The organism is Gordonia otitidis NBRC 100426, assembly GCF_000248075.1.
GTDB classification, from domain to species: domain Bacteria; phylum Actinomycetota; class Actinomycetes; order Mycobacteriales; family Mycobacteriaceae; genus Gordonia; species Gordonia otitidis.
Genome location: NZ_BAFB01000195.1, coordinates 1 through 23,043, shown reverse-complemented (window position 1 = coordinate 23,043; position 23,043 = coordinate 1). Strand labels below are relative to the sequence as shown.

Annotated in this window: 21 protein-coding genes and 1 pseudogene; 15 read left to right on the top strand and 7 right to left on the bottom strand. The window is 65.7% G+C overall.

The genetic code is table 11. The annotated features are described in order from the left end of the window. Positions 1-9 precede the first annotated feature (9 nt). The 5 genes from GOOTI_RS19235 to GOOTI_RS19215 all read left to right on the top strand — a co-directional run bounded on the left by GOOTI_RS19235 (position 10) and on the right by GOOTI_RS19215 (position 4,200). Positions 10-1,374, top strand: coding sequence for an AI-2E family transporter (locus tag GOOTI_RS19235; protein WP_007240274.1), 1,365 nt, complete (start codon positions 10-12; stop codon positions 1,372-1,374). A 43-nt stretch (positions 1,375-1,417) separates the two neighbouring features. Then, entirely contained in the window at positions 1,418-2,497 is a 1,080-nt protein-coding gene (gene ychF, locus GOOTI_RS19230; RefSeq protein ID WP_007240273.1) for a redox-regulated ATPase YchF, read from the top strand. A gap of 11 nt (positions 2,498-2,508) precedes the next feature. Beyond that, entirely contained in the window at positions 2,509-3,015 is a 507-nt protein-coding gene (locus GOOTI_RS19225; RefSeq protein ID WP_007240272.1) for an acetyltransferase, read from the top strand. A 124-nt stretch (positions 3,016-3,139) separates the two neighbouring features. Further along, positions 3,140-3,646, top strand: coding sequence for a peptide-methionine (S)-S-oxide reductase (locus GOOTI_RS19220; RefSeq protein ID WP_007240271.1), 507 nt, complete (start codon positions 3,140-3,142; stop codon positions 3,644-3,646). Continuing rightward, positions 3,634-4,200, top strand: coding sequence for a putative immunity protein (locus GOOTI_RS19215; protein ID WP_233425542.1), 567 nt, complete (start codon positions 3,634-3,636; stop codon positions 4,198-4,200). Before GOOTI_RS19220 ends, GOOTI_RS19215 begins: the two co-directional genes overlap by 13 nt. Here GOOTI_RS19215 and GOOTI_RS19210 read toward each other — a convergent pair. Further along, entirely contained in the window at positions 4,187-5,092 is a 906-nt protein-coding gene (locus tag GOOTI_RS19210; protein ID WP_233425541.1) for a cation diffusion facilitator family transporter, read from the bottom strand. The two genes, GOOTI_RS19215 and GOOTI_RS19210, sit on opposite strands and share 14 nt — an antisense overlap. A gap of 152 nt (positions 5,093-5,244) precedes the next feature. Between GOOTI_RS19210 and GOOTI_RS19205 the strand changes: the two genes are divergently transcribed. Continuing rightward, the gene (locus tag GOOTI_RS19205) at positions 5,245-5,709 is read left to right on the top strand and encodes a VOC family protein (RefSeq protein WP_039994378.1); all 465 of its coding nucleotides are present in this window, start codon (positions 5,245-5,247) and stop codon (positions 5,707-5,709) included. Between the two features lie 5 nt (positions 5,710-5,714). After that, positions 5,715-6,056, top strand: coding sequence for a DUF1801 domain-containing protein (locus GOOTI_RS19200; RefSeq protein ID WP_039994370.1), 342 nt, complete (start codon positions 5,715-5,717; stop codon positions 6,054-6,056). Between the two features lie 17 nt (positions 6,057-6,073). Here the strand turns inward: GOOTI_RS19200 and GOOTI_RS19195 are convergent, their stop codons facing one another. Both GOOTI_RS19195 and murI read right to left on the bottom strand, forming a co-directional pair. After that, positions 6,074-7,084 carry an AraC family transcriptional regulator gene (locus GOOTI_RS19195; RefSeq protein ID WP_007240266.1) on the bottom strand — a complete coding sequence of 337 codons (1,011 nt, stop codon included), beginning with the start codon at positions 7,082-7,084 and terminating at the stop codon, positions 6,074-6,076. A gap of 108 nt (positions 7,085-7,192) precedes the next feature. Further along, positions 7,193-8,032, bottom strand: a complete 840-nt coding sequence (gene murI / locus GOOTI_RS19190) for a glutamate racemase (RefSeq protein ID WP_007240265.1) — start codon at positions 8,030-8,032, stop codon at positions 7,193-7,195. Between the two features lie 343 nt (positions 8,033-8,375). Between murI and GOOTI_RS19185 the strand changes: the two genes are divergently transcribed. From GOOTI_RS19185 to GOOTI_RS19170, 4 genes are read left to right on the top strand one after another with little or no spacing between them, the layout of a single operon-like run. After that, positions 8,376-9,347 (top strand): glycoside hydrolase family protein, encoded by a 972-nt coding sequence (locus GOOTI_RS19185; RefSeq protein ID WP_233425540.1) that lies wholly within the window; start codon positions 8,376-8,378, stop codon positions 9,345-9,347. Then, the gene (locus GOOTI_RS19180) at positions 9,334-9,840 is read left to right on the top strand and encodes a GNAT family N-acetyltransferase (RefSeq protein ID WP_007240263.1); all 507 of its coding nucleotides are present in this window, start codon (positions 9,334-9,336) and stop codon (positions 9,838-9,840) included. The genes GOOTI_RS19185 and GOOTI_RS19180 overlap by 14 nt, the downstream gene beginning before the upstream one ends. A 49-nt stretch (positions 9,841-9,889) precedes the next feature. Then, positions 9,890-10,651 carry a fructosamine kinase family protein gene (locus GOOTI_RS19175; RefSeq protein WP_007240262.1) on the top strand — a complete coding sequence of 254 codons (762 nt, stop codon included), beginning with the start codon at positions 9,890-9,892 and terminating at the stop codon, positions 10,649-10,651. Positions 10,652-10,666: 15 nt separating this feature from the next. Beyond that, a complete protein-coding gene (locus GOOTI_RS19170; protein ID WP_007240261.1) occupies positions 10,667-11,389 on the top strand; it encodes a DUF72 domain-containing protein in 723 nt (240 codons plus the stop codon). 51 nt (positions 11,390-11,440) lie between these two features. Here the strand turns inward: GOOTI_RS19170 and GOOTI_RS19165 are convergent, their stop codons facing one another. From GOOTI_RS19165 to GOOTI_RS19155, 3 genes and pseudogenes are all read right to left on the bottom strand, one after another. After that, complete coding sequence (locus GOOTI_RS19165; protein ID WP_007240260.1) at positions 11,441-12,616, bottom strand: NADH:flavin oxidoreductase/NADH oxidase; 1,176 nt, start codon at positions 12,614-12,616, stop codon at positions 11,441-11,443. 167 nt (positions 12,617-12,783) lie between these two features. Next, complete coding sequence (locus GOOTI_RS19160) at positions 12,784-14,193, bottom strand: S1C family serine protease (RefSeq protein ID WP_007240259.1); 1,410 nt, start codon at positions 14,191-14,193, stop codon at positions 12,784-12,786. 79 nt (positions 14,194-14,272) lie between these two features. Then, positions 14,273-16,452: pseudogene (locus tag GOOTI_RS19155) on the bottom strand (ArnT family glycosyltransferase). Positions 16,453-16,695: 243 nt separating this feature from the next. On the opposite strand from GOOTI_RS19155, the gene GOOTI_RS19150 reads away from it, so the two are divergent. Continuing rightward, positions 16,696-18,240: an LCP family protein gene (locus GOOTI_RS19150; protein ID WP_007240256.1), complete on the top strand. Its 1,545-nt coding sequence runs from the start codon at positions 16,696-16,698 to the stop codon at positions 18,238-18,240. Positions 18,241-18,361: 121 nt separating this feature from the next. Further along, positions 18,362-19,777, top strand: coding sequence for a purine-cytosine permease family protein (locus tag GOOTI_RS19145; protein WP_007240255.1), 1,416 nt, complete (start codon positions 18,362-18,364; stop codon positions 19,775-19,777). 17 nt (positions 19,778-19,794) lie between these two features. Here GOOTI_RS19145 and GOOTI_RS19140 read toward each other — a convergent pair whose 3' ends face one another. After that, on the bottom strand, positions 19,795-21,462 hold the full coding sequence (locus GOOTI_RS19140; protein WP_007240254.1) for a PucR family transcriptional regulator: 1,668 nt from the start codon (positions 21,460-21,462) through the stop codon (positions 19,795-19,797). An 86-nt stretch (positions 21,463-21,548) separates the two neighbouring features. Between GOOTI_RS19140 and GOOTI_RS19135 the strand changes: the two genes are divergently transcribed. Together GOOTI_RS19135 and GOOTI_RS19130 are read left to right on the top strand one after the other, a co-directional pair. After that, positions 21,549-22,070, top strand: coding sequence for a nucleoside deaminase (locus GOOTI_RS19135; RefSeq protein ID WP_007240253.1), 522 nt, complete (start codon positions 21,549-21,551; stop codon positions 22,068-22,070). After that, positions 22,067-23,041: an isopenicillin N synthase family dioxygenase gene (locus tag GOOTI_RS19130; protein ID WP_007240252.1), complete on the top strand. Its 975-nt coding sequence runs from the start codon at positions 22,067-22,069 to the stop codon at positions 23,039-23,041. The genes GOOTI_RS19135 and GOOTI_RS19130 overlap by 4 nt, the downstream gene beginning before the upstream one ends. Positions 23,042-23,043: the final 2 nt, after the last annotated feature.

The window sequence follows — 23,043 nt, the reverse complement described above, 5'->3', positions numbered from 1 at the left end:
GATCATCGCGTGACTGCTTCGTCCGATGACGTTCCCGCCGCCTCTGAACCCGCGACAGATCCGAGTGCAACCGACTCCCCAGCCACCGGCGAGAAGGTCGTAGCCGGGAGTTCCGGTGTCGGCAACGCCGCTGTTGGCAACAGCGGGGCCGAGAAGACATATCCGACGCGGATGGCTGTCCTGCGGCAGGGACTGCGTGAGTGCGCGATCGTCGCGTTGCAGTCGGTTCTCGTCGTGGCCGCGGTGTGGGTGCTGCTGTGGGTGGTCGGCAAGCTGTGGGTGGTCCTGCTGCCCGTGCTTCTCGCGATCATCGTCTGCACCGTGCTCTGGCCGCCGGTCGGGTGGCTGCGTCGCAAGGGGGTTCCACCTGCGGCGGCGGCGCTGCTCATGATGGTGATCGCGATCGGTGTCGTCGCAGCGGTGATCGCTCTCATCGTTCCTTCGGTGGTTCGGCAGGCTCCCGAGTTGGCTGCGCGCGCCACCGACGGTCTGCGGCGGCTGCAGGATTGGGCGCAGGGGCCGCCGTTGAACATCCGCGACGAGCAGATCGACAACGCGGTCCACGCCATCATCAGCAAACTGCAGTCGAGTTCTGCGACGATCGCATCGGGTGTGTTCAGCGGTGTTGGGACGGCGACGTCGCTGTTGGTCACGCTGTTCACCCTGATCGTGCTGGTCTTCTTCTTCCTCAAGGACGGGCCGAAGTTCACGCCGTGGATCGACCGCACCGTCGGGCAGCCGTCTGCGACGCACATCAGCGAGGTGCTGCGCCGAATGTGGAGCACGCTCGGCGGATTCATCCGCACGCAGGCCATCGTGAGTCTGGTCGACGCCACCTTCATCGGTATCGGGCTGTTCATTCTGCAGGTGCCGCTGGCCGGCGTGCTCGTGGTGATCACCTTCATGGGCGGTTTCATCCCGATCGTCGGCGCATTCGTCGCCGGAGCGCTCGCCGTCTTGATCGCGCTGGTGTCGAACGGCCTGACCACCGCCCTGATCGTGCTCGCCATCATCATCGGCGTCCAGCAACTCGAGGGAAATGTGCTGCAGCCGTGGCTACAGGCGAAGTCGATGAACCTGCACGCCGTCATCGTGCTGCTGGCCGTGACCCTCGGCGGATCGATCTTCGGCATCACCGGCGCATTTCTCGCGGTCCCCGCTGCGGCCACGTTCACCGTCGTGCTGCGTTATCTGAACGAGCAGATCGCTGAACGTGCAGGGGACAGACTCCCGCCACAGGGTGCGCCGGTAACCGAAAGCGTCGGGGTTCCCGACGATTCGCTACCGCCCGACGCCGATACGTCGGCGTCTTCCTCGACCCGTTCCGCCGGTGGCGGCGACGGTGCATCCAAGGACGAGAACGAGTCGGACTGACCGCCCTCGGGACCAGGCGCAGCTCCCCGTAGACTGGACACCCGTGAGTCTCACCCTCGGCATCGTCGGACTTCCCAACGTCGGCAAGTCCACCCTCTTCAATGCACTGACCCGCAACGACGTCCTCGCAGCGAACTATCCGTTCGCCACGATCGAGCCCAACGTCGGAGTGGTGGAGCTTCCGGACAAGCGCCTCGCGCGTCTGGCCGAGATCTTCGGTAGCGAGCGCATCCTGCCGGCTACCGTGTCGTTCGTCGACATCGCGGGCATCGTCAAGGGCGCCTCCGAGGGCGAGGGCATGGGCAACCAGTTCCTCGCCAACATCCGCGAGGCCGACGCCATCTGTCAGGTTGTCCGCGTGTTCGCCGACGACGACGTGGTGCACGTCGACGGCCGCGTCGACCCGTTCGCCGACATCGAGGTCATCGAGACCGAGCTGATCCTCGCCGACATGCAGACGCTTGAAAAGGCCATCCCGCGGCTGGAGAAGGAAGCCCGCAAGAACAAGGACCAGGCCGAGGTCCTCGAGGCCGCGAAGAAGGCCCAGGCGATCCTCGACTCCGGCAAAACCCTGTTTTCGCAGAAGGATTCGTTCGATCTGGCGTCGGTTCGTGAACTGCATCTGATGACGGCCAAGCCGTTCCTCTACGTGTTCAACGCCGACGAGTCGATCCTCACCGACGATGCCCGCAAGGCCGAGCTCAAGGCCGCCATCGCTCCCGCCGACGCGGTGTTCCTCGACGCCAAGGTCGAGAGCGAACTACTCGAACTCGACGAGGCCGACGCCCAGGAACTGCTCGACTCCATCGGGCAGGACGAGCCGGGTCTGCGTTCGTTGGCACGCGCCGGATTCCACACACTCGGGCTGCAGACCTACCTCACCGCAGGGCCGAAAGAGTCGCGCGCGTGGACGATTCACCAGGGCGACACCGCACCCAAGGCGGCAGGCGTCATCCACACCGACTTCGAAAAGGGCTTCATCAAGGCCGAGATCGTATCGTTCGACGACCTCGACGCCGCCGGCTCGATGCAGGCCGCCAAGGCCGCGGGCAAGGTGCGCATGGAGGGCAAGGACTACGTCATGCACGACGGGGACGTCGTGGAGTTCCGGTTCAACGTCTGAGCCAAGAGGAAGTGACCGCTTCAAAGGACGTAGCCCAGACGGTGATCCGTCGGGCGGCAGGCCCGGAGGAGTACCCGCGCCTGGTGGCGATCTGGCGCAGTGCTGTCGACGCCACACACGATTTCCTCGCCGAGGCCGACCGCGACGAGATCCAGTCACACCTGGCCTCCGACTACCTGCCGCACGTCGAACTGCACGTTGCCGATTTGGATGGTCTCCCAGTCGGGTTCGCCGGAGTCTCGGGGGAGAGCCTCGAGATGCTGTTCGTCGACGCGCGGCACCTCGGCCAGGGGATCGGTACCGGTCTGCTCTCGTTCGTCGTCGCGCAGTGCGGCGTGCGAACCGTCGATGTCAACGAGCAGAATTCGCAGGCGGTCGACTTCTACCGCCGACGTGGTTTCATCGTTGTCGGTAGGAGCGAGCTGGACGATCAGGGTCGCCCCTACCCGATCCTCCACATGACGTTCCGCGGCGCGGGGCCAGAGCCCGAAGCAGTCGACCCTCGACTCACCGTGTAGCCGTCCGGCTACGTGTCGGAAGCGTGCGGGGCCGGTCGATGCCCACGCCTCCGTGACATTTATGCATGCCGCGGCGGCGAGCGCTGCAGCGTCGACGATCCACAACGCGTCGTAGCATCGGCACGTGGGCGAGACCGAGGAAATCTATCTGGCGGGCGGCTGTTTGTGGGGCGTTCAGGCCTTCGTCTCGACGTTGCCGGGGGTGCTCTTCACCGAGGCTGGACGAGCGAACGGCGTCGGGCAGTCGCTCGACGGTGAGTACGACGGTTATGCCGAATGTGTACGGGCCCGGTTCGACCCGACGGTCGTGAGCGTCGCGCAACTGATGGCGTATCTCTTCGAGATCATCGACCCGCACAGCGTGAACCGGCAGGGCCCAGACGTCGGCGAGAAGTACCGGACCGGCGTGTATTCCGACAACCCGACGCATCTGCAGCAGGCGCGAGAGTTCATCGCCGCGAGAGACGACGCCGAACTCGTCGTCGTCGAAACGTTGCCTCTCGCCAACTACGTGCGCAGCGCGGAAGAACATCAGCACCGACTCGCTCGCTTCCCCGAGGACTCCTGCCATATCCCTGCGGACGTGCTGACCAGGTACCGCAGCACGTCCGTCGACGAATGTGCTCTGTGAAGTCGGCGCAGACACTCGACGACGCCGACCGTCGCTTGCTCGCACGGTGGGCGGTCGCGTGTGCGGAGCGGGTTGTCTCGCTGTTCGATGCCGACGCTAACGCGCAGAATGCGATTCGCGACGCCGTCGCCAGGACCCGCGCGTATGCCGACGGCGACAGTACGGCTGCCGAGGAGATCGCCAAGCGGATGCAGGCGGTGACGGCCGCGAAGCAGGCGACCACACCCGCGGGTGCGGCCGCCGCCCGGTCGGTCGCGCAGGCATCCGCGGTCGCCCACATGGGCGCGCACGCACTGGGTGCCGCAGCGTATGCGGTGAAGGCGGTGGGACTTGCGAATCCCGACGATCCGCAAGCAGTGGATGCCGAGATCCGTTGGCAGATAGAGGAGTTGACGGAGGAGGAGCGGTCGGCGTTACGTCGACTTCCATCGCTCGGCTCCGATTCGTCAGGTCCTCTCGGGCCTGGACTGCTGTGCCGCGGGATCCTGGGCACGACGATCCGCACGATCCAGGCGCAGACGGGATGCGCAGACCCTCCGGTCAGTCCTCCATGAGTGAGCGGTCGGTGGACAGTTCCACCGTCGCCCACACCTCATGTTCGGTGGAGGCGAGTCTGTCGACGATGAAGCGGCGAACCTGATCTTCCTCTTCGACTCGCCAGACGCCGGGCGCCACAAGGTAATCGACCTCCACGTAGAGACGCCGCCCGAGTCGAGTGGCGCGAATGACCGGGTCAGCGAGGTCGAAGTGCTCTGTGGCCTCGGCAGCGGCCTGCTCGATGATCGCGCTCAGTTCGTCGGGAGGAGCGGCCTCCATCAGTTCGCGAATGGCCTGTCGGGCGAGCTTGACCGCCATCGGGGCGATGGCTGCCGAAGCGATCAGGACCAGCGTCGGATCGACGTAGGCGGCCGCCGATGCGGCGCCGTGATGTCGGAGTGCGAGGGCGATACCACCGCCGATCGCGACCATGACGCTCATCAGGGTGCCGGCGCGCCAGCCGACGAGCTCAGCTCGGACCAACTGTGACGACCGTGCCGGGCGAGTCAGCAGCACGACGACAAGCAGCGACAGAACGGCCGAGACGACACCGTAGAGGGCCACCGATCCGGGATCGGCGTCGGAGCCGCCCGCGATGATCACCGACACGGCGTCGGCGACGCCATAGGTGAGAGTCGCGATGAGCGCCGTGCCCTGCAGCGCGACCGCGAGCGCCGTCGCACCGTGTCTGCCGAACGGGAACTCGACGCTCGGCGGTGAGGCCGCGGCGTGCGCGGCCACCATCGACGTCCCGACGAGCGCGATTCCCGCGAGCATGTAGATGCCGTCGAACAACACCACACTCGAGCCGCTGATCACGCCCCAGATCACCGCTCCACCGCCGAGCACTGCGGTGGCCGTGAGGCTGGTCTTCAGAGCTCTGCTCTCGCTCCCAACTCCATCGGGCACCTTCGCAGTGTCGCACGGGCCATCCCGCGAGTACGTGCCGCGCCGACCGTCGGCGTCGGACATGTCGCCGTATTCGTCGATCGATGTCGTTGCGATCCGTCGCCTGACCGAAGTCGGGTCCGATGTCCGTCACGCCCGGTAGCGTCCGAGACGTGGCAATAGCACTGGAAAACGTTGGCATCGCCGTCGACGACCTCGACGCCGCCATCGCCTTCTTCACCGACCTCGGCCTCACCGTCCTCGGTCGCGACGAGGTCAGTGGCGAATGGGCCGACACCGCAGTCGGGCTCGACGGCAATCACGCGAAGATCGCGATGCTGGCGACACCGGATGGCACCGGCCGCCTCGAGCTCTTCGAGTACATCCATCCGGAGGCGATTGCTACCTCGCCGACGCTCCCCAACGAGATCGGCATGCACCGCGTCGCATTCTCGGTGGACGACATCGACGACGCGCTTGCCGTCGCTGCGCGCCACGGCTGCCACCCGCTGCGGGGAGTTGCCAACTATCAGGACGTGTACAGGCTCAGCTACGTCCGCGGACCGAGCGGCATCATCGTGATGTTCGCTCAAGACCTGCGCAAGCGCACGACCAGCTCGTCAGAGCAGCTACCGTGAGCGATATGACAGGCGATTGGCGTGAATCCAGAGTCGACGAGATGCGGTCACTGATCATGCGGGCCGACCCCGACATCGTCGAAGAGATCAAGTGGCGCAAGCCGTCGAATCCAGATGGTGTGCCGACGTTTTCGGCCGATGGACTGATCTGCACGCTCGAGACCTACAAGGACAAGATCAAGCTCACCTTCGCCAAGGGTGCGTCGCTGCCCGATCCCGCGCAGGTGTTCAACGCGAGCCTCACCGCCGGAACCAGACGCGCGATCGACATCAAGGAGAACGACGATCTCGACGCCGATTCCTTCGTCGCGCTTGTTCAGGCTGCGATCGCACTCAATAGGGCGTGAGTCCCTCGCTTGCCCGATCAGCTGGGGTGCACGGGTTGAGCACAGTGATGGCGTCGGTACTCGTCGGGGGTGAGGCCGTACTTCGCTCGGAATCGGTTTCGGAAAGTGGCCGTCGAGGAGAACCCCGCAGAGTGGGCGATGTCGCCGAGCCGAGCTTGTCCCGGTTTTTCGAGCTGGCCACGGGCCCACTCGAGTCGCCGAGCGGCGATCCGATCCGCCAGTGAAGGTTGATCCGGGTCAGCGAGTTGTCGGTAGAGATGGCGTTTGCTGATGTGCAGGTGCGTCGCGATGGTGTCGGCAGTGAACGTGGGGTTCCGAAAGTTTCGGTCGATCATGCCGTCGATCGCTTCTCGCAGGACAACCGGTTGCTCGCGCAAGGTCTGATGTCGGCTGGTGTGCTGGTTGAGCAGCATCCGCACGACATCGATGATGTTCTGCTCGGCAGCGGCGTCGACGTCGATCCCGCCGATGACGGCGTCGAGGGCGAAACGTGTCACGAGTCCGGTGCATGCTCGCGTCAGCACCGTGTCGGCGGGGTTGGGGGCGACGGTCGCTCCGGCAGCGATGTCGTCACCGAGCATGTCGGTCGGTATCCAGATCCCGGTCACCTCGGAAGTGCTGTGAGTAGTGAGATCGTAGGGTAGGCGGCTGTCGGTGATCGACAACTCGCCGGCTCGCGCGCGGAAGTCGTGTCCGTTGGCGGTGCCGGTGGTGAGTCCGGTCGAAATGCTGGCCAGCACCAGAAAGTTGGACGGACACTCACGAATGCGCGCCGCGGTTCTCAGCGTCCGGACCGGCGTCTGCAGATAGCAGAATGTGAAGATCGACCCGAGGGGCCGCCAGTAGGCGATCTGCTCGAAGTCCTCCGGAACCTCCGCATCGAATTCGACGATAGGCAGGTAGAGGTCGATACCCTGACGGCCGCGCGAACGCACCTGGATCGACCGGTGGGGTCCGAGCGCGCCCACAGGCCCGATTCGTCTGCGCCACTGGTTCACGAGTTCAGGATCGAGTCCAGACCGGAGCATGGGTGAGCCCCTTTCGTCGGCTTTCCCGTCCGAGTCCAGAATGGCAGAGCGCAGTGTGGTGTGTTCAGCAAAGGGGAGCATCACATCGGTACCGAGGAACGCGTCAGGTCAGGACGCGGAAACAGATGCATAGTCGACGTGTTCGGTCAGTGTGTAATCGCGAGTGATGCCGAGTTCGTTGAGCACGGTGTCGAAGACGGGCCGGGTGCCGCTGGTGTTGATCTCGAGAGTGCCGACGGTGTCGTGGGATCCGTGCAGGAGGAGCCCGCTCTTGACGAGCTGCAATCGAACATCACGCGCTTGGTCCTTGGCCGGGTTGATGAAGGCGACGTGGGGTGCTTTGGCCTCGAACAACGGTTGCAGGATGGGATAGTGCGTGCAGCCGAGCACGATGTCGCGGACCGAGTGGGCGTCGAGCAGGTCGTTGAGGTGGTTGGTGACCTCGGTATCAATGGCGGCGCTGGTGAGATCTCCTTGCTCGATCAGCGCGGCCAGGTTGACGCTGGGTTCGCCGAACACAGCGATATCGGGGTCGAGTTCGTCGATGAGTGTGGGGTAGCAGCGTGAGGCGATCGTGAACGCGGTCGCAATGACGCCCACCGACTGGTAGCGCAGATGCACAACATCTTCGGCCGCCGCTCGCACGATGGACAGGACGGGGACGCCGAACTGGTCCTGATATCCACCGAACTCCGGCAGATCGAACGTCGTGGAGATGGTGTTGCATGCCACCGCCACCATCTTCACGCCTCGATTGGCGAGGTAACGCAGCATGTGTGAAGTGAGTTCGACGATCTCGGCGCCGGTGCGGTTTCCATACGGGGCGTTCCCGTTGTCCCCGCAATAGATCACATTCTCGCCGGGCAACAGCTTGGACAGCGCGGCCACGGTGGTCAGGCCTCCGACGCCAGAATCGATGACGCCGAGAGGGGAGTGCTTGGTGATCACGTGGTGCTCCTGCATCGGTCGACGCGTGCGCTTGGCGAAGGGGAGTTCTGAAGATCCAATAGCCAAGACAGACAGCGCTTTTGCGGTGTATATGCCGCTGCTACAGATAGCAGTGATCCGTCGTATCCCGCTGTGGCCCGTGCGATTCTGGCGCACATTTGCAGTCCCGTGTCGCAGTTTTCCGTACTGTCATTCCGTGTGCCGTGCGCAGAGTCCACAGCACACTGGCCGCGCCGAATCGCGGACAGGACACGCCTTTGCCGATGAGGGTCTCAGAACTACCCTCGATAACGATTTGTCTCAGTGGGTACACATCGAGTTCCGCGTCGCCGATACTGCAGCGGTGACCCAAGGTAGGCGATTCACGTTCTCAGCCATGGCGGTGGTGCTGCTGGCCGTCGTGGGACTGGTGTTCTCGGGCGCGGGAAGCAGTGCCGCGGCGGGTTGGCAGTACACGATGGTGGCCTTCAGCAACACAAGCGACGTGTACATGGACGTGTACACCTCCGCGGAGGGCGCCACCTTCACGCCGGTGGCAAAACCGGCATATCGGCCGCCGACCGGGCGTGTGCGCGATCCCAGCATCTTCCGCCACACCGACGGTTACTACTACGTCACCTATACGACGGTCGACGGCGCGAACATCGGGCTCGCGCGCAGCCGCGACCGGGTGCACTGGACATTCCTCGAGAATTGGCCGGTTCCGCTCTGCTGTGCGTTTCTGCCCGGCACCGGTGACGGCAAGGGGTTCGGCTCGTCGAGCGGGCCGGGCTCGTCCGGTTCTGCCGGCTCGTCCGACGGCCCGTCGCTCTCGCCGTTCACCACCAAGGCATGGGCGCCGGACTGGTTCGTCGAGGGCGGGCGGGTCAACGTGATCTTCTCGATGTCGACCGGCGGTGGATTCGTGCCCTACGTCATGACCGCACTCGATTCCTCGTTGCGGGTGTGGGGCCCGCCCATACCGCTGGCGGGGCTTGGTGCCGACCACATCGACACCACCGTCGTGAAGGTCGGTGCGACGTATCACGCGTTCACCAAGAACGAGACGAAAAAGGTGGTGCAACATGCGGTGTCGTCGTCGCTGTACGGTCCGTACCGGTTCATTTCGCCGGGTGACTGGGGAACATTCGTCGAGGGGCCCGCGGTGATCCAGTTGCCCAGCGGCGCCTGGCGGATCTACCTCGATGCCTACAAGTCGGGTAGGTACCTCTACTCCGACAGTACCGACGGCCTCAACACCTGGACTCCGGTGAAAGAGCTTCCGGGACTGTCGGGGTCGGTGCGGCATCTGGGTGTCATGCGTGAACCCTCGTGAGAGTGACAGTGGCGCGAAGTCGGTGAATGATGCCGACGTCGTCGAGCTGACGATCACCGATGCTGGGGAACTGTTGACGTTGCAGCGAGCGGCGTATGTGACGGAAGCCCAACTGCACGACGACGTTTCTCTGCCCGCCTTGACACAATCGCTGCTCGACCTGCTCACCGAACTGTCGAATTCTGCAGTGCACGCGTGGGGGATCCGTGTCGGTGGCCGGTTGGTGGCGTCGATGCGGATTCGCGTCGACCGTGATGTCGCCGAGGTGATGCGCCTCGTCGTCGCTCCCGACATGCAGGGACGCGGGATGGGGACACGTCTGCTCGCGGCGGTGGATTCGGTGATACCCGAGAATGTGACGCGCGTCGAACTCTTCACCGGCGAGCGGAGCGTCGCCAACATACGGTTGTATGAACGCATGGGCTATCGGGAGATCCGCAGACGCGACACCGGTCCGTATGACCTGGTGTATCTCGCCAGATACCGCGACTGAGTTCTGCCGGGCCGAGGCGATCACCGGGCGGCGCGGGTATCAAGGAGACATGCCCTCCTCCACGTTCACCAAACACACCTCCGGACGCCCGGCTCGCTGGGAGGTCGCAGGTCTGCGGTGGCTCGCAGAACCGATGGAGTCCGGCGGCGCCGCCGTCGTCGAGGTGGTGTCGATCGACGACACGACGCTGACCGAGCGTCGCGTCGCCTCAACCTCACCGAGTGCCGACGCCGCAACGGAGTTCGGTCGACGGCTCGCCATCACGCACACCCTCGACGGGGCTGCGCGCTGGGGCGAGGGGCCGCCGGGCTGGGAGGGCGCGGGATACCAGGGTCCCAACGAACACCTCCTCGACCTCTCGCTGGTCGGCCACGACTCCTGGGGTGCGATGTATGCAGACGAGAGACTCATGCCGCTGCTGCCCGAGAGCGGACTGCGCGGCAACGACGCACGCCTCGTCGAACAGCTCTGTGAGCGGTTGCGCGAGGGGGACTTCGACACCGACGACGCTCCGGCGCGACTGCACGGAGATCTGTGGTCGGGAAATGTGATGTGGTCACCGGAAGGTTGTGTGCTGATCGATCCGTCGGCGCACGTGGGTCATCGCGAGACCGACCTCGCAGCCCTTGCTCTTTTCGGCTGCCCGTATCTCGATCGCATTCTCGGTGGCTACGAGCAGATTCATACGCTTGCCGACGGCTGGCGTGACCGCGTACCGCTCCACTACCTGTCGATGGTGCTCATGCATGCGGTGGTGTTCGGCGGTGGGTATCGCGGCCAGGTGGTCGACATCGCACGCCGCTATGTCTGACAGAGTCGACGCACCATGACCTTTCACGTCGGTACCTCCGGTTGGCAGTACAAGGACTGGCGCGGCCACTTCTATCCGACCGGACTGCCGCAACGCCGCTGGCTCGAGTATTACGCGGAGAAGTTCTCGACCGTCGAGGTCAACAACACCTTCTACCGGCTCCCCGAACGATCGACATTCGAGGGGTGGGATGAGGTGCTGCCGCAGGGGTTTCTGGTATCGGTCAAGATGAGTCGGTATCTCACCCACGTGCGTAGGCTGAAAGATCCTGCAGAACCGGTGGCGCGCTTCCTGGGCCGTGCTGACGCGCTCGGCGCGCACCTCGGGCCCGTTCTGCTGCAGCTACCGCCGAACCTGGCCGTAGACCCTGATGCGCTCGACGCCACCTTGGCGGAGTTCGGGGACTCGGTGCGGGTCGTCGTCGAACCACGTCACACCTCGTGGTGGGTCGATGAGGTCCGTGAGGTGCTCGAGCATCGCAACGCCGCGCTGTGCTGGGCCGACCGGGACAGTCGGGTACTGACCCCGCTCTGGCGAACCGCCGACTTCGGTTATCTCCGAATGCATTCCGGTCTGGCCTCACCGCGGCCGGCGTACGGTCCGCGCGCGATCGACAGCTGGCTCGATCGGCTGCGGGCTGCCTTCGACTCTTCCGACGACGTCTTCGTCTACTTCAACAACGACACCGGTGGCGCCGCTGTGGACAACGCGATCATCATGGCTCGACGGGCCTCCTGACCGGATGCGCGAAGCGGGTGCCGACGCCTCACGGCGTCGGCACCCGCCAGTTCACGCGGAACGCAGGCGCGGGGCCGCTTCTTTCGCGGGCGGCAGCCCGATGCTCGCATCGTAGCCGCGGAAATTCTGCAGCCACCAGCGCCAATCGTCGGGCACCAGGTCGAACGGTGCGGCGTGCCCGAGTTCACGAGCGGCCCACACCGGCCAATGCGGGTTGGAGAGCGCCGGCCGACCGAGGAACACGAGGTCGACGAGCTCGTCACGGATCACGCGGTCGGCAGTCTCAGGAATGCCCAGGTTCCAGCTGGTGCCCACCGGGATTCCGACCTCGGTCCGCACCCTGTTGGTCATCTCGACCATGAACGCCTCGCGACCCATCGGCGGATCGACCATGTCGTCGGTGTTGAAACCGAGCGAGATGTCGGCGAGGTCGAGGCCGTGATCCTTCATCCACCCGATCGCGGTCACGGCGTCCTCGAACTGCGTACCGGCCGGATTGAGGTCATCGGCGCCGAGACGCATTGTGAGCGGGTACTCCTCGGGCCACACCGCGCGGACTGCGTCGAGCGCTTCGAGGTGGAATCGTGCTCGATTCTCGAGAGAACCGCCGTACTCGTCGGTGCGCCGGTTCGCGATCGGAGAAAAGAACTCTGCACCCAGATAGCCGTGCGCATAATGCATTTCGAGCCACTGATATCCGGCGTCGAGGGCGCGGCGTGCTGCGTCGGCGTAGCGACGATGAAGTGCCTTGATCTCGTCGACGGTGAGCGCGTGCACCGGCCAGTGGTGGTCGCCACCGTACGGGATGGGCGAGGGCGCAACGCACTGCCAGCCGTTCGGATGGTCGGCAGGCAGCTGGGAGTTGCCCGGGTAGCCCGGATAGCTCCTGTGTGGCGCGACCTCACTGCCCTTCCTACCGGTGTGGCCGAGCTGGATGGCGGGTACCGCGCCGAATCGCTTGACGATGTCGGTCACGCGCCGGTGTCCCTCGATCTGATCGTCGGACCAGATTCCTGCGCACTCCGTGGTGGTTCTGCCGTCAGGGGTGATGGCGATCTGCTCTGGGAAGATCAGCCCGAAGCCGCCCGACGCGCGTGCGCCGAGATAACTGACGTGATAGTCGCCCATCTGCCCGTCCTGCGACGAGTACATGGTCATCGGGGACATCACGATGCGATTGCGCAGTGTGACGCCCTTCAGGGTGAAAGGGGAGAAGAGGTCTGGCATGGAAAGTCTCCGTGTCGATGTGGGCCCTGCTGGGTACCCACAGTCCAGTCCGGTGGCTTTGCGCTGCGATTACCTGGCACGTCCGCTCCGGTAACAGCTCTCTCACCGACGATCGTCTTCGCATGTGAGCATTTTCCTTACGTGCTCTTTACGCGGCCTCGTCAGTGTCACGGCAGTCCGAAACCGAAGGGAAGTCGCTGACCAGAGCGCCCACCGGACCCGTCGTCAGAACCGCCACCCGAGCCGCTGCCGTCAGGATTGCTGCCCTGCTCGGAGATCGTCGTCTGTTCCTTGTCGACGGTGCTGCCGAGCGTCAACTGCACCGTCTTGGTCTGGCCGCCGGAACTCACGGTGACGGGGACGGTCTCGCCCGGTGCATGCGTGAGGATCTGCGCCATGAGGTCGGCGTAGTTGCTGATGGTGGCGTTGCCGATCTTGGTGATCGTGTCGCCGTTCTTGATACCGGCATCGGCTGCCGGGCCGCCCGACTGCACCGACCGCACCGTGGCGCCGTTGACCGACTCGTCACTCGACGCGAGTGAACCCGACACCCCGAGAACAGGTTTCGTGGCGTGGCCGTCCTGCATCAACTCGTTCGCGATGCGTTTGGCCGTGTTGATCGGAATGGCGAAGCCGAGGCCGAACGCCTGCGGTCCGCCGCTACTGCTCTGTCCCGTGTCGACCGCGGAGTTCACCGCGATGACCTGTCCCTGCAGATTCACCAGCGGCCCACCGGAATTGCCCGGATTGATCGGGGTGTCGGTCTGGAGCCCGTTGTAGACCGTGACGGAGCTGCCCTGTTCGTCGCCCGCGGTGACGGTCCTCGACAATGCGCTCACGATCCCGGAAGTCACGGTGTTGGAGAGGTTCTCCGGACTCCCGACGGCGACGACCTGTTGACCGACCTGAAGTGAACCCGAATCGCCGATGGTCGCCGGTGTCAGTCCCGACGCGCCGTCGAGCTTGATCACGGCGATGTCGTACGAGGGCGAGGTGCCCTTCACAGTGGCGGGATACGTCTTGCCGTCCGGTGTGGTGACCTGAATCCTGGCGCCGCTGCCGACCCCGTTGACGACGTGGTTGTTGGTCAGCACGTAACCGTCCGGTGAGAGGATGATGCCACTACCGACCGCTGCGCCCTGAGTCGTCGACACCTTGATGTCGGCCGTCGACTTCGACGCAACCTGCGCGGCATAGGTGACCGAACCCGGCTGTGCGTCAGCGGCGTTGGTCGCCGCCGCAGGCGCGGAAGCGATGACGGGGGCGTTCGACGACGATCCGTGGTCGAGCAGCGCATACCCGCCGACTCCGACCAGCCCGCCGACCAAACCGGCCAGGACTGCTGTCGCCACAACGGGTTTGGCGATCCCGCGGGTGCGTCGGGGTGCCGTTGGCTCCGATGGTGGAGTCGGATATGCGGTGGTGGGGTACGTCGTTGTGCCGTACGGGTGCCCATACGGTGCGCTGTGCCACGGGGACGTCGGGGCCGACGCGGATGCGGCGCGGGTCTCGTCGCCGCCCTCGTTGACGGGCGGGATCGGCGAGGTGTTCGGCTCGTCGGGAGTGTTGCTGTTCACGGGACCACACTGCCGTCGACGACTGAGAGCATGGGCATGGCGGAACTCTGAATTTGCTGACAAAACACCGGTCTTCTCCTCAGTTGCGTGCCAGGTGATGGAAACGATGCCGATATCCGGACTGCGACGCGGGCATCGGCCGGCCGCGCTGCTGTTGCGCGGCTGCTGTGTGGACCGACGTCGACGACTCGGTGGGTCTCGTGCCCGGACTCAGGTCGTAGACGGTGTAATCGCCGACGGTGTGGCCTGTGTAGTGGCTCGCCACCCATTGCTGAATCGGTACGGTCACCGATCCGCTGCGTGATCCGCCCGCGCCGTGGGTGTAGGTGCTGCCGGACGGCGCGCGATCTGCCGAGCCCGGTCCGCCCGCGGCGACGACGTAGTAGCCGATCTCGTTGTCGGCCACATACTTCTGGAACTGCGCCAGCGTGGGCGTGGGGTCGTTCGAGAACCCGCCGATTCCCATCACCGGAACGCGCGCATCGAGTTCGAGCGCAGCCGCCGTCGACGTACGACTGGTGGCGGCAGCCCACCGTGCGGTGCTCGATGCCAGTAGCCGGTCAAGCGCAGGCGAATCCGGCGCCGAGCCGAACCCACCCCGTTGTCGATCTGTGCTCTCGAAGACACCACCGGCGCGGTTGTGCGTCGGATAGGCCGCCGAATGAGTGATCGCCGAGCCGCTCGAACCCAGGTGGCCTGGCAACACCGATGGGCTGCCGCCCGTGTGCGCCACGGTGTCGCCGTTGATCGCGAACGCTGCGGGCGCCGAGAGGATTGCGAGGACACCGCATCCAGTGGCGATTGCCGCGACGGGTCGACGCGCGGTGATGGGCACGACGGCGAGAACTCCGGCGAGAACGGCGACGATGAGCACGCCCAGCGCAGCCAGGGAAACCACGACGGCTCGCGGTCGAGAAGCGCGAACGCCCAGATGCCGCCCGAGACGATCATCGCTGCCAACCCGACGCGCGCGGTGATCATCTTCCACACGATCGCCGAGGATCGGGCGCGCCAGGCCTCGACGACCCCGATACCGACCAGACCAGCTACCGGTGGCGCGATCGCCAGTGAATAGTAGGGGTGGACCGTTCCGCTCATGTAGGACAACACGATTCCGTCGACCAACAACCACAGGCCGAAGAGCAGCGCACCCGCGCGGACGAGATCGGTGCGTGGCGTGCGCCCGCGAAGCACGAGCACGACGACGAAGGCAACGAGTGCCGACGGGAGCAGGAACGAGATCTCCGCGCCGAACTCGCCGCCGAACAGTCGTGTGATCCCGGGTGCGCTACCGAACATCCCGCCCCCGAATCCCCCTGTGAGAGCAGGATTCTCTCGTGCCAGCTGCTCCATGTCGGCGGGCGCAGGGGAATGGCCGCCACCGTGACCCGCGATCCGATCGAGCCCGTTGTAACCGAGGACGAGATTCATGAAGTTGTTGTCCGTCGAGCCCGCGAGATAGGGCCGTGACGACGCGGGCCACAGGAGTGTGAGGAGCACGTACCACCCGGACGAGACCACCAATGCCAGCGTCGCGGCGAGCAGATGACACACACGGCGGCCCAACGAAGTCGGCGCGGCCAAGAGATAGACGAAGCCCAGGGCCGGCAACACCATCAGTCCTTCGAGCATCTTTGCGAGGAAGGCGAAGCCAAGGGCGACGCCGGCCAACACGAGCCATCGCATGCTCGCTCGTGACGTCGCCCTCACGGTGCAGTAAGCGGCCGCGGTCATGAGCAGGACCATCGCGGCGTCGGGGTTGTTGAACCGGAACATCATGGCTGCCACCGGCGTCAGCGCGAGTGCTGCACCGGCGATGAGCCCGGCCGTACGGCCTGAGACGCGTGTCACCGTCGCATACAGCAGTGCCACCGAAGCCACTCCCATCACGGCCTCGGGGACGAGCATGCTCGCCGACGAGTATCCGAAGACCTGTCCGGACAGACCCATGATCCATTGCGACACCGGCGGTTTGTCGACGGTGATGAAGTTCGACGGATCGACGGACCCGAACAACAGGGCCTCCCAGTTGCGGGAGCCCGCCCATGCCGCGCCGGCATAGAACGTATTGGCGTTCCCGTTGACGGTGATGTTCCACAGGTAGAGCGCCGCGGTGCCCACCAGCAGTGCAACGAATGCGACCCGCTCCCGGGTTGTCGCCCGGGGGAGGGGGATGTCGTCCGGGCTGATGCCGACGTTCTCGATCGACTGGCGTGCGGGAGACGCGCCGAAGTCGGCAGCGCGGGAAGCTGTGGTCACGACGTCGATGGTGCGACGGATCCACTGAGGTATGGCTGAGGCTCCGCTGCCAGGTCGCTGTGAGCAACGAAATGCGGTGCCACCTACCGCTTCCGCGTGTCCGTTCCGCCCCGATCGTCGAGTACTCAGTGCTCTCACAGGCGTCATCACTAACGTTGCCCAGTCGGGGTGGGGGAGTCCGCGCCGCTCCTGTGATGCCGGTCACGGTGTCGGAGGTTCAACGAAACGAGAGAGGCGAAACGGATGGAGCAGGAGGGAATGTCGCGCGGTCATGCTCACCGCGATCCTCCTGGACACGGCGCCCCCGGCCGTCGGCAGTTCCGCGGACCCGACGGCGGGCGGTTGACCGCAGGCGAGGTGGCTGCGCGCTCGCGGCGTCGCGATTCCGCTTCGGAGGGCATGCCACCCCAGAGCTTCCCGGCGCAGAGCCGCACCGGGCGTTGGGGAGTTGCCGACGACCTGACCCAACCCATTCCGGCGGTCACCGACGCGCCCGACATTCCGAGGCGGACGGTCCGAAGGGGCCGGGTCACTCCTCCGCGAGGCCGGTCGTCGCTGTTCCGCATCGGACGAGTGGCGGTCGCGCTGTGCTCGGTGGCGATCCTCGGTGTCGTCGGGCTCGCGTGGGGAACCGCGACCCACGTCGCGGGAGGATTCGGTCGCTCGGGGGCATTGGCGGGCGGTCCGGCATCGGCGGGCGGAGCCGAGAACATCCTGCTGATGGGACTCGACACACGCAAAGACCGTGACGGCAACAATCTGCCGCCCGATATCCTCAAGCAATTGCACGCAGGAGACGGCGATGAGGGCGGTTACAACACCAACACCCTGATCCTCGTCCACATCCCCGCCGACAAGAAGAACATCGTCGCCTTCTCCATACCTCGCGACGATCTCGTCGACGTCGACGGACTCGACGTCAGCCAGGCCAAGATCAAAGAGGCGTACGGCCGCAAGAAGGCGATGGTCGAGGACCAGTTGACCAACCAGGGTGTCACCGACCAGGCCACACTCGAGTCGCGTGGTCGCGAGGCGGGGCGGGCCGAGACGATCCAGACGGTACGCCAACTCACCGGGGTACCGATCGACCGTTTCGCCGAGGTCAGTCTCGTCGGCTTCTACGACATCGCCAAGGCTCTCGGCGGCATCGACGTCTGCCTGAATCATTCGGTGCGCGACTCATATTCGGGCGCACGGTTTCCCGCGGGACGTCAGCACCTGAACGCCTCGCAGTCGCTGGCATTCGTACGGCAGCGCCACGGCCTCGACAACGGTGACCTCGATCGCACACATCGACAGCAGGCATTCCTCCTGTCTGTGACACATCAGTTGCAGAGCACAGGAATGCTCACCGATCCGGGCAAGCTCAACCGACTGACCAGCGCGCTCAACAACGACGTCGTGCTCTCCGACGGCTGGGATCTGATGTCGTGGGGTCAACAGATGCTCGCGCCGTCGGATCAGCGCATCAGCTTCCGCACTCTCCCCGTCGAGCGCTACGACACGGTCGACGGACAGGACGTCAACATCATCGACGTCGCCAAGGTGCGCGCACAGATCCAGACGGCCTTCGGGATGCAGGCGCCGTCGAGTTCATCGCGGCCGTCGGGCAGCACCGACACACAGGACGTGCCATCGGGAGCGAGCGCCGACGCCGCGGGCGCGACGTCGACGAGTGCGGCGCCCAGTGACCCTGCAGAAGACGAAACGACGGCCTCGCTCGACGGACCTGCTCCCGATTCGGGCGATGCGGTCAACAGTGGCGCCGACATTCCCTGCGTCGACTGAGCGGGGGGTCACGGGCGGGGCGCCGAGACTGCTCGCTGCGTCGATCTGTCGCGCTCAAGTGCCCGTGCAACAGACACTTCGTCGGTTGCTCCGCGGGGTGTGAGGCAGGACAGTATCGGCCATGAGCACTGATGTACCCACCGACGACGAGGCCACCGTCTCGCAGTTGAACTACGGCAACAAAGTCCTCGCCGTCGAACCGGGTGGCAACGAGCCGATCCCGGTCGAGGCCAGGCACGGGTCACCGCGCGGGTTGTTCTGGACATGGACGGCACCCAACCTCGAGTTCGCGACGATCTTCGTCGGCGTCCTGTCGGTCGGTGTGTTTGGGCTGTCGTTCTGGCAGGCCGTCGTCGCGATGGTGTTGGGTAATGGCCTCGCGGCCGTCGCGCACTACCTGCTGTCGGCCGACGGTCCGCTGCACGGCGTGCCGCAGATGGTGCTCGGCAGGCTGGCCTTCGGCTATCGCGGAAACATCCTGCCCGCCACGTTCATGGCGGTCATGTGCGGTGTGGGCTGGTTCGCCACCAACAGCGCCAGCGGTGCGTTCGCGCTGTCGACGCTGTTCGGCTTCACGCCTCTCGTCGGGCTAATCATCATCGTCATCGTGCAGACCGCTTTCGCGTTCTTCGGACACAACCTCGTGCAGCGCTTCGAACGCATCGCAGCACCGATCCTCGCGGTCGTCTTCCTGATCGCTGCCGTCATCATCTTCAGCAAGTCTCATCTCGACGCGCCCCCGTCATCGGGTGGGGGTTTCTCGATGTCCGGATTCTGGCTGACCGTCGGCGCCGCCTTCGGCTACACCGCCGGATGGACGCCCTACGCCGCGGACTACACGCGGTACCTACCGCCCACGGTCTCTCGGGCGAAGACCGGGTTGTACGCCTCGCTGGGTCTGTTCGTGTCGTGCACCGTCCTGATGCTCGTCGGAGCGGCGTCGGTGACGATCGGCCCGGCGGCGTCGGACAATCCGACAGCAGCGTTCACCGCCAACCTGCCGACACTGGTGGCCGACCTCACGCTGCTCGCCATTGCCGTCGGCGCGGTCGCCGCCAATGCGATCAACGTCTATTCGGGTGCGATGGCCTTCGTGACGATGGGCTTCAAAATGCCCATGAACACCCAGCGAGCGCTGGTGACGGTGTTGTTCGGCGTCGTCGGATTCCTCGTCGCGTGGTGGGCGCTTGCCGACGCCGCGGCGTCGTACGAGGCATTCCTGCTGTTGGTCGCCTACTGGATCGGTCCGTGGCTCGGAGTGGTCTTCGCCGACCGTCTGCTCCGCAAGGAGAAGCCGTCACTGAATCTTCTGTACGACACCCGGTACGTCAACTGGGGCGGGCTCGCGGCGTTCGTGATCGCGCTCGTCGGCTCGGTGCTGCTGTTCTGCAACCAGGAGAAGTTCGTCGGATACGTCGTGCGAGCGGTCCCCGAATTGGGTGACATCGGAGCCTTCGTCGGGTTCGCGATTGCGTTTGTCGCTTACCTGATCCTCGCGCGCAGGACCGTCGAGGAATCCCAGCGCGCCTACGCCTGAGCTCGTTTGGCACTCGATCACTCGGCGCGGGAGACGGCGAAGGCCATCATGACCGATCCGTACACATCGGGTTGTGTGGGGTCGAAACCGAGTACGGTGCGGATGCGGTCGAGTCGTTGGTACAGGCTCTGCCTGCCGATGTGCAACGCCTGGGCCGAGCGGGTGGCGCTGCATCCGTTACGCAGATGGGTGTCGAGTGTGTGGGCGAGGCGCGTCGACTGTGCGCGATCGTGTGCCATCAACGGTTCGACAAGTGCGAGGAGTTCGTCGCGGACGTCTGCTGCGATGGTTCGGGCCGCGGCATCGGCGGCCAGCGCCCGTGCGGTGAACACCCTGCGCGCGGAACCGCTGGTGCGCGCCGATTCGACTGCGGCGCCCAGCCGTTCGGCGCAGGTGCGCAACGATGCCGCGACCGCGAGCGACAAGGCGGGGCCCGGTGCGGCGTCGATGGTCGGACACGAGTGACCCACCACGACCGTCACTCGACCGCCGTGGGCTCCGATCTGCTCGAAAGCCGCTGCGACACAGTCGACAGCGTCGGCGTGCGGGTCGGCTTCGTCGGTAGCAGAAGGGACGACCACGAGGCCGTGAACCGTCGCGTCGACAGTCTCGTACACGGCGCCGCCGAGCCCTGATGCGGCCCGCACGAGCGCGTTCTCGGCCATGCGCGGGTCCGGTGACTCCACCGTTACAGGAACGATGTGCGCCGACGCCGACACCGGGACACCCGATCCCGACAGGCGCGCGAACAGATCGGCACGTCTGATTGGCCGGGCCGCGAGCAACTCTTCGATGAGCCGTGCACCCACCGCCGATCGTCCGCTGCCCGCCCGCACCAGTGCGGCAGTGAGCGGCCCGCTCGCGCACTCGAGCAACATCGCCACCAGGTGGCGTGCCATTGACCCCTCGGCACGCGCAGCGTGCGCCGACACGCCGGCACGCGCAGCGTGCGCTGACACGCCGGCGGGTCCGGCGAAGAGACGAGCGATGTGACGCCCACGGGCGACGATCGGGACGGACGCGATCTGCTCGTCGACGGCCCGCCACGCCGATCGATCGTCGTCGACGCCGTGGGCGGCGATGAGGGCGCCACCCGAGCCGACGAGCACGATGGGGCAGTGTGCGGCGTCGGAGATGTGCTCGAGCATGCGGGCCACACCGCCACTCGACGCCATGTCGTCGTGCAAAACGGCATCCAGCGCGCCGCGCAGACGCAGATCGGACACCTCCGTGGACACGATCGCCGTGTTCGCCGCGCGACAGATCTCGATGAACGGCACCACCTGTCGGAGTTCGACAATCGGTAGTCGGCGCGCGGAGCCCTCCCGGATCACCTCGTCTGGGATCTCGTCGAAGCTCCGGCCCACCTCGAATGCCAGTCCGGCGACGCCACGCTCGGCGAGATCGCGGATGTAGTGACGGCGCGTCCCGGCGTCGAGGCCCGCAAGTCCGAGCCCTGTGGTCAGCAGTAGCTCGCCGCCGGCGAGCAGTGGCCCTATCTCGTAGATCTCGCTCGAATGAACCCAGCTCACCGGGCGATCGAGGCGATCGTGCGCCGTGAGGACCCGCGGGTTGCCGCCCACCAGGATGTCGTCGATGATGCGCCGTAACGACGGCGCCGATTTGTGAGAGTTGTCGATATGCTGCGAGTCGGTGACCGGCTCGCCGACGGTGCGTGCGTGCATGAGGAGACGATATGCACGTAGTCGTCTGCGCGCGACACGACGGACTGTCGGTTGAACCCGACGGTCGGGGCGCGCACAGTCAGAACATGACCCCACACATCGGTGCGGCGATCACCGTGGACACCACATCTCTCATCGACACCGCCTACCGGCAGGCGCAGACCGGCCTCGCCGAGGGCGGCATCCCGATCGGTGCAGCATTGTTCAGCGCCGACGGCACGCTGCTCGGGCAGGGACGCAATCGACGCGTGCAACATGACGATCCGTCCGTGCACGGCGAGACGGACGCCTTCCGCGCCGCCGGGAGGCAACGTGACTATTCGTCGACGATCATGGTCACCACCCTGGCGCCGTGTTGGTACTGCAGCGGGCTGATCCGACAATTCGGGATCGGTGCCGTCGTGATCGGCGAGAACCGGACGTTCGCCGGAGGCGAGGAGTGGTTGCGCGACCTCGGCGTCGACGTGACGATTCTCGACGACGAGCGGTGCGTCGGCATGATGACGGACTTCATCGCGGATCATCCCGCGTTGTGGAACGAAGACATCGGCGTCGTCGACGGCGGCGTGCGTGAAGCGCGTTCGGAGAAGAGGGGAACGGTCCTGTGACCGAACGGAGTCCGATCCTGACGGTCGACCTGTCGCAGTGGCGAGAAGGTGGTGCCGGTGCCGACGCCGTCTGTGCTGCGGTCGACGAATCGCTGCAGAAGGCGGGCTTCCTGCTCGTCACCGGGCACGGCATCGATCCCGCGTTACCGGCAGCACTACGGGCTGCCGCCCGAGAGTTCTTCGCCATGCCACCAGAAGTCAAGCAGCAGTACGCCGTTGGAGTCGGCGGTCGTGGGTGGATCGGCCCGGGACTCGAGGCCAACGGCTCCTCCGAGGGCACCGAGACTCCACCCGATCTCAAGGAGACCTATAACTCGGGCGCGCAGACCCGGGTCGGCATCGCCGAGGTCGACGACTACTGGTTTGCTCCCGATGTGTGGCCTGCCGAGGCGCCGCGCCTCCGTGAGCTGTTCACGGCCTGGACGGCCGCCTGCAAGAAACTGTCCGACGATCTACTCGCGCTGATGGCTGCGTCGTTGGGTCTCTCGGGCAGCGACAACCCTTTTCGCGATCTCGCGGGTTCGGCGACCTGGACCTCGAACATCAATCACTATCCGCCGCTGACCGACGTGGGCGAGCCGGAACCCGGCCAGTTCCGCATCGGCCCGCACACCGATTTCGGTACGGTGACGATCCTCGACCGGGAACCCGGCGCGGGCGGGCTGCAGGTCTACAGCGACGAGGGTGGCTGGGCGGACGCGCCGTACGATCCGTCGGCGCTGACGGTCAACATCGGCGACCTCCTCGAATACTGGTCGGGTGGACGGTGGCCTGCGGGCAGGCACCGCGTGCTGCCTCCGCAGGCCGACGCTCCCGAGGAGGACCTGGTCTCTCTGATCTTCTTCTACGAGCTCAACCACGACGCCGTGGTGACACCGCTCGAGCCCCCGGTCGGCAAGGTGGCTGGTCGCCCGCCCGTCGTCGGCGGCGAGTTCATCCGGGAGCGACTCGACGCGATCACCGTCGGCTAGTG

Excerpts from the sequence above, each read along its gene's own strand:
- GOOTI_RS19215 (WP_233425542.1), top strand. The coding sequence starts at position 3,634 with ATGTGCTCTGTGAAGTCGGCGCAGACACTCGACGACGCCGACCGTCGC.
- GOOTI_RS19200 (WP_039994370.1), top strand. The coding sequence starts at position 5,715 with ATGACAGGCGATTGGCGTGAATCCAGAGTCGACGAGATGCGGTCACTG.
- GOOTI_RS19195 (WP_007240266.1), bottom strand. The coding sequence starts at position 7,084 with ATGCTCCGGTCTGGACTCGATCCTGAACTCGTGAACCAGTGGCGCAGA.
- GOOTI_RS19175 (WP_007240262.1), top strand. The coding sequence starts at position 9,890 with ATGCCCTCCTCCACGTTCACCAAACACACCTCCGGACGCCCGGCTCGC.
- GOOTI_RS19170 (WP_007240261.1), top strand. The coding sequence starts at position 10,667 with ATGACCTTTCACGTCGGTACCTCCGGTTGGCAGTACAAGGACTGGCGC.
- GOOTI_RS19165 (WP_007240260.1), bottom strand. The coding sequence starts at position 12,616 with ATGCCAGACCTCTTCTCCCCTTTCACCCTGAAGGGCGTCACACTGCGC.
- GOOTI_RS19150 (WP_007240256.1), top strand. The coding sequence starts at position 16,696 with ATGGAGCAGGAGGGAATGTCGCGCGGTCATGCTCACCGCGATCCTCCT.
- GOOTI_RS19145 (WP_007240255.1), top strand. The coding sequence starts at position 18,362 with ATGAGCACTGATGTACCCACCGACGACGAGGCCACCGTCTCGCAGTTG.
- GOOTI_RS19140 (WP_007240254.1), bottom strand. The coding sequence starts at position 21,462 with ATGCACGCACGCACCGTCGGCGAGCCGGTCACCGACTCGCAGCATATC.
- GOOTI_RS19135 (WP_007240253.1), top strand. The coding sequence starts at position 21,549 with ATGACCCCACACATCGGTGCGGCGATCACCGTGGACACCACATCTCTC.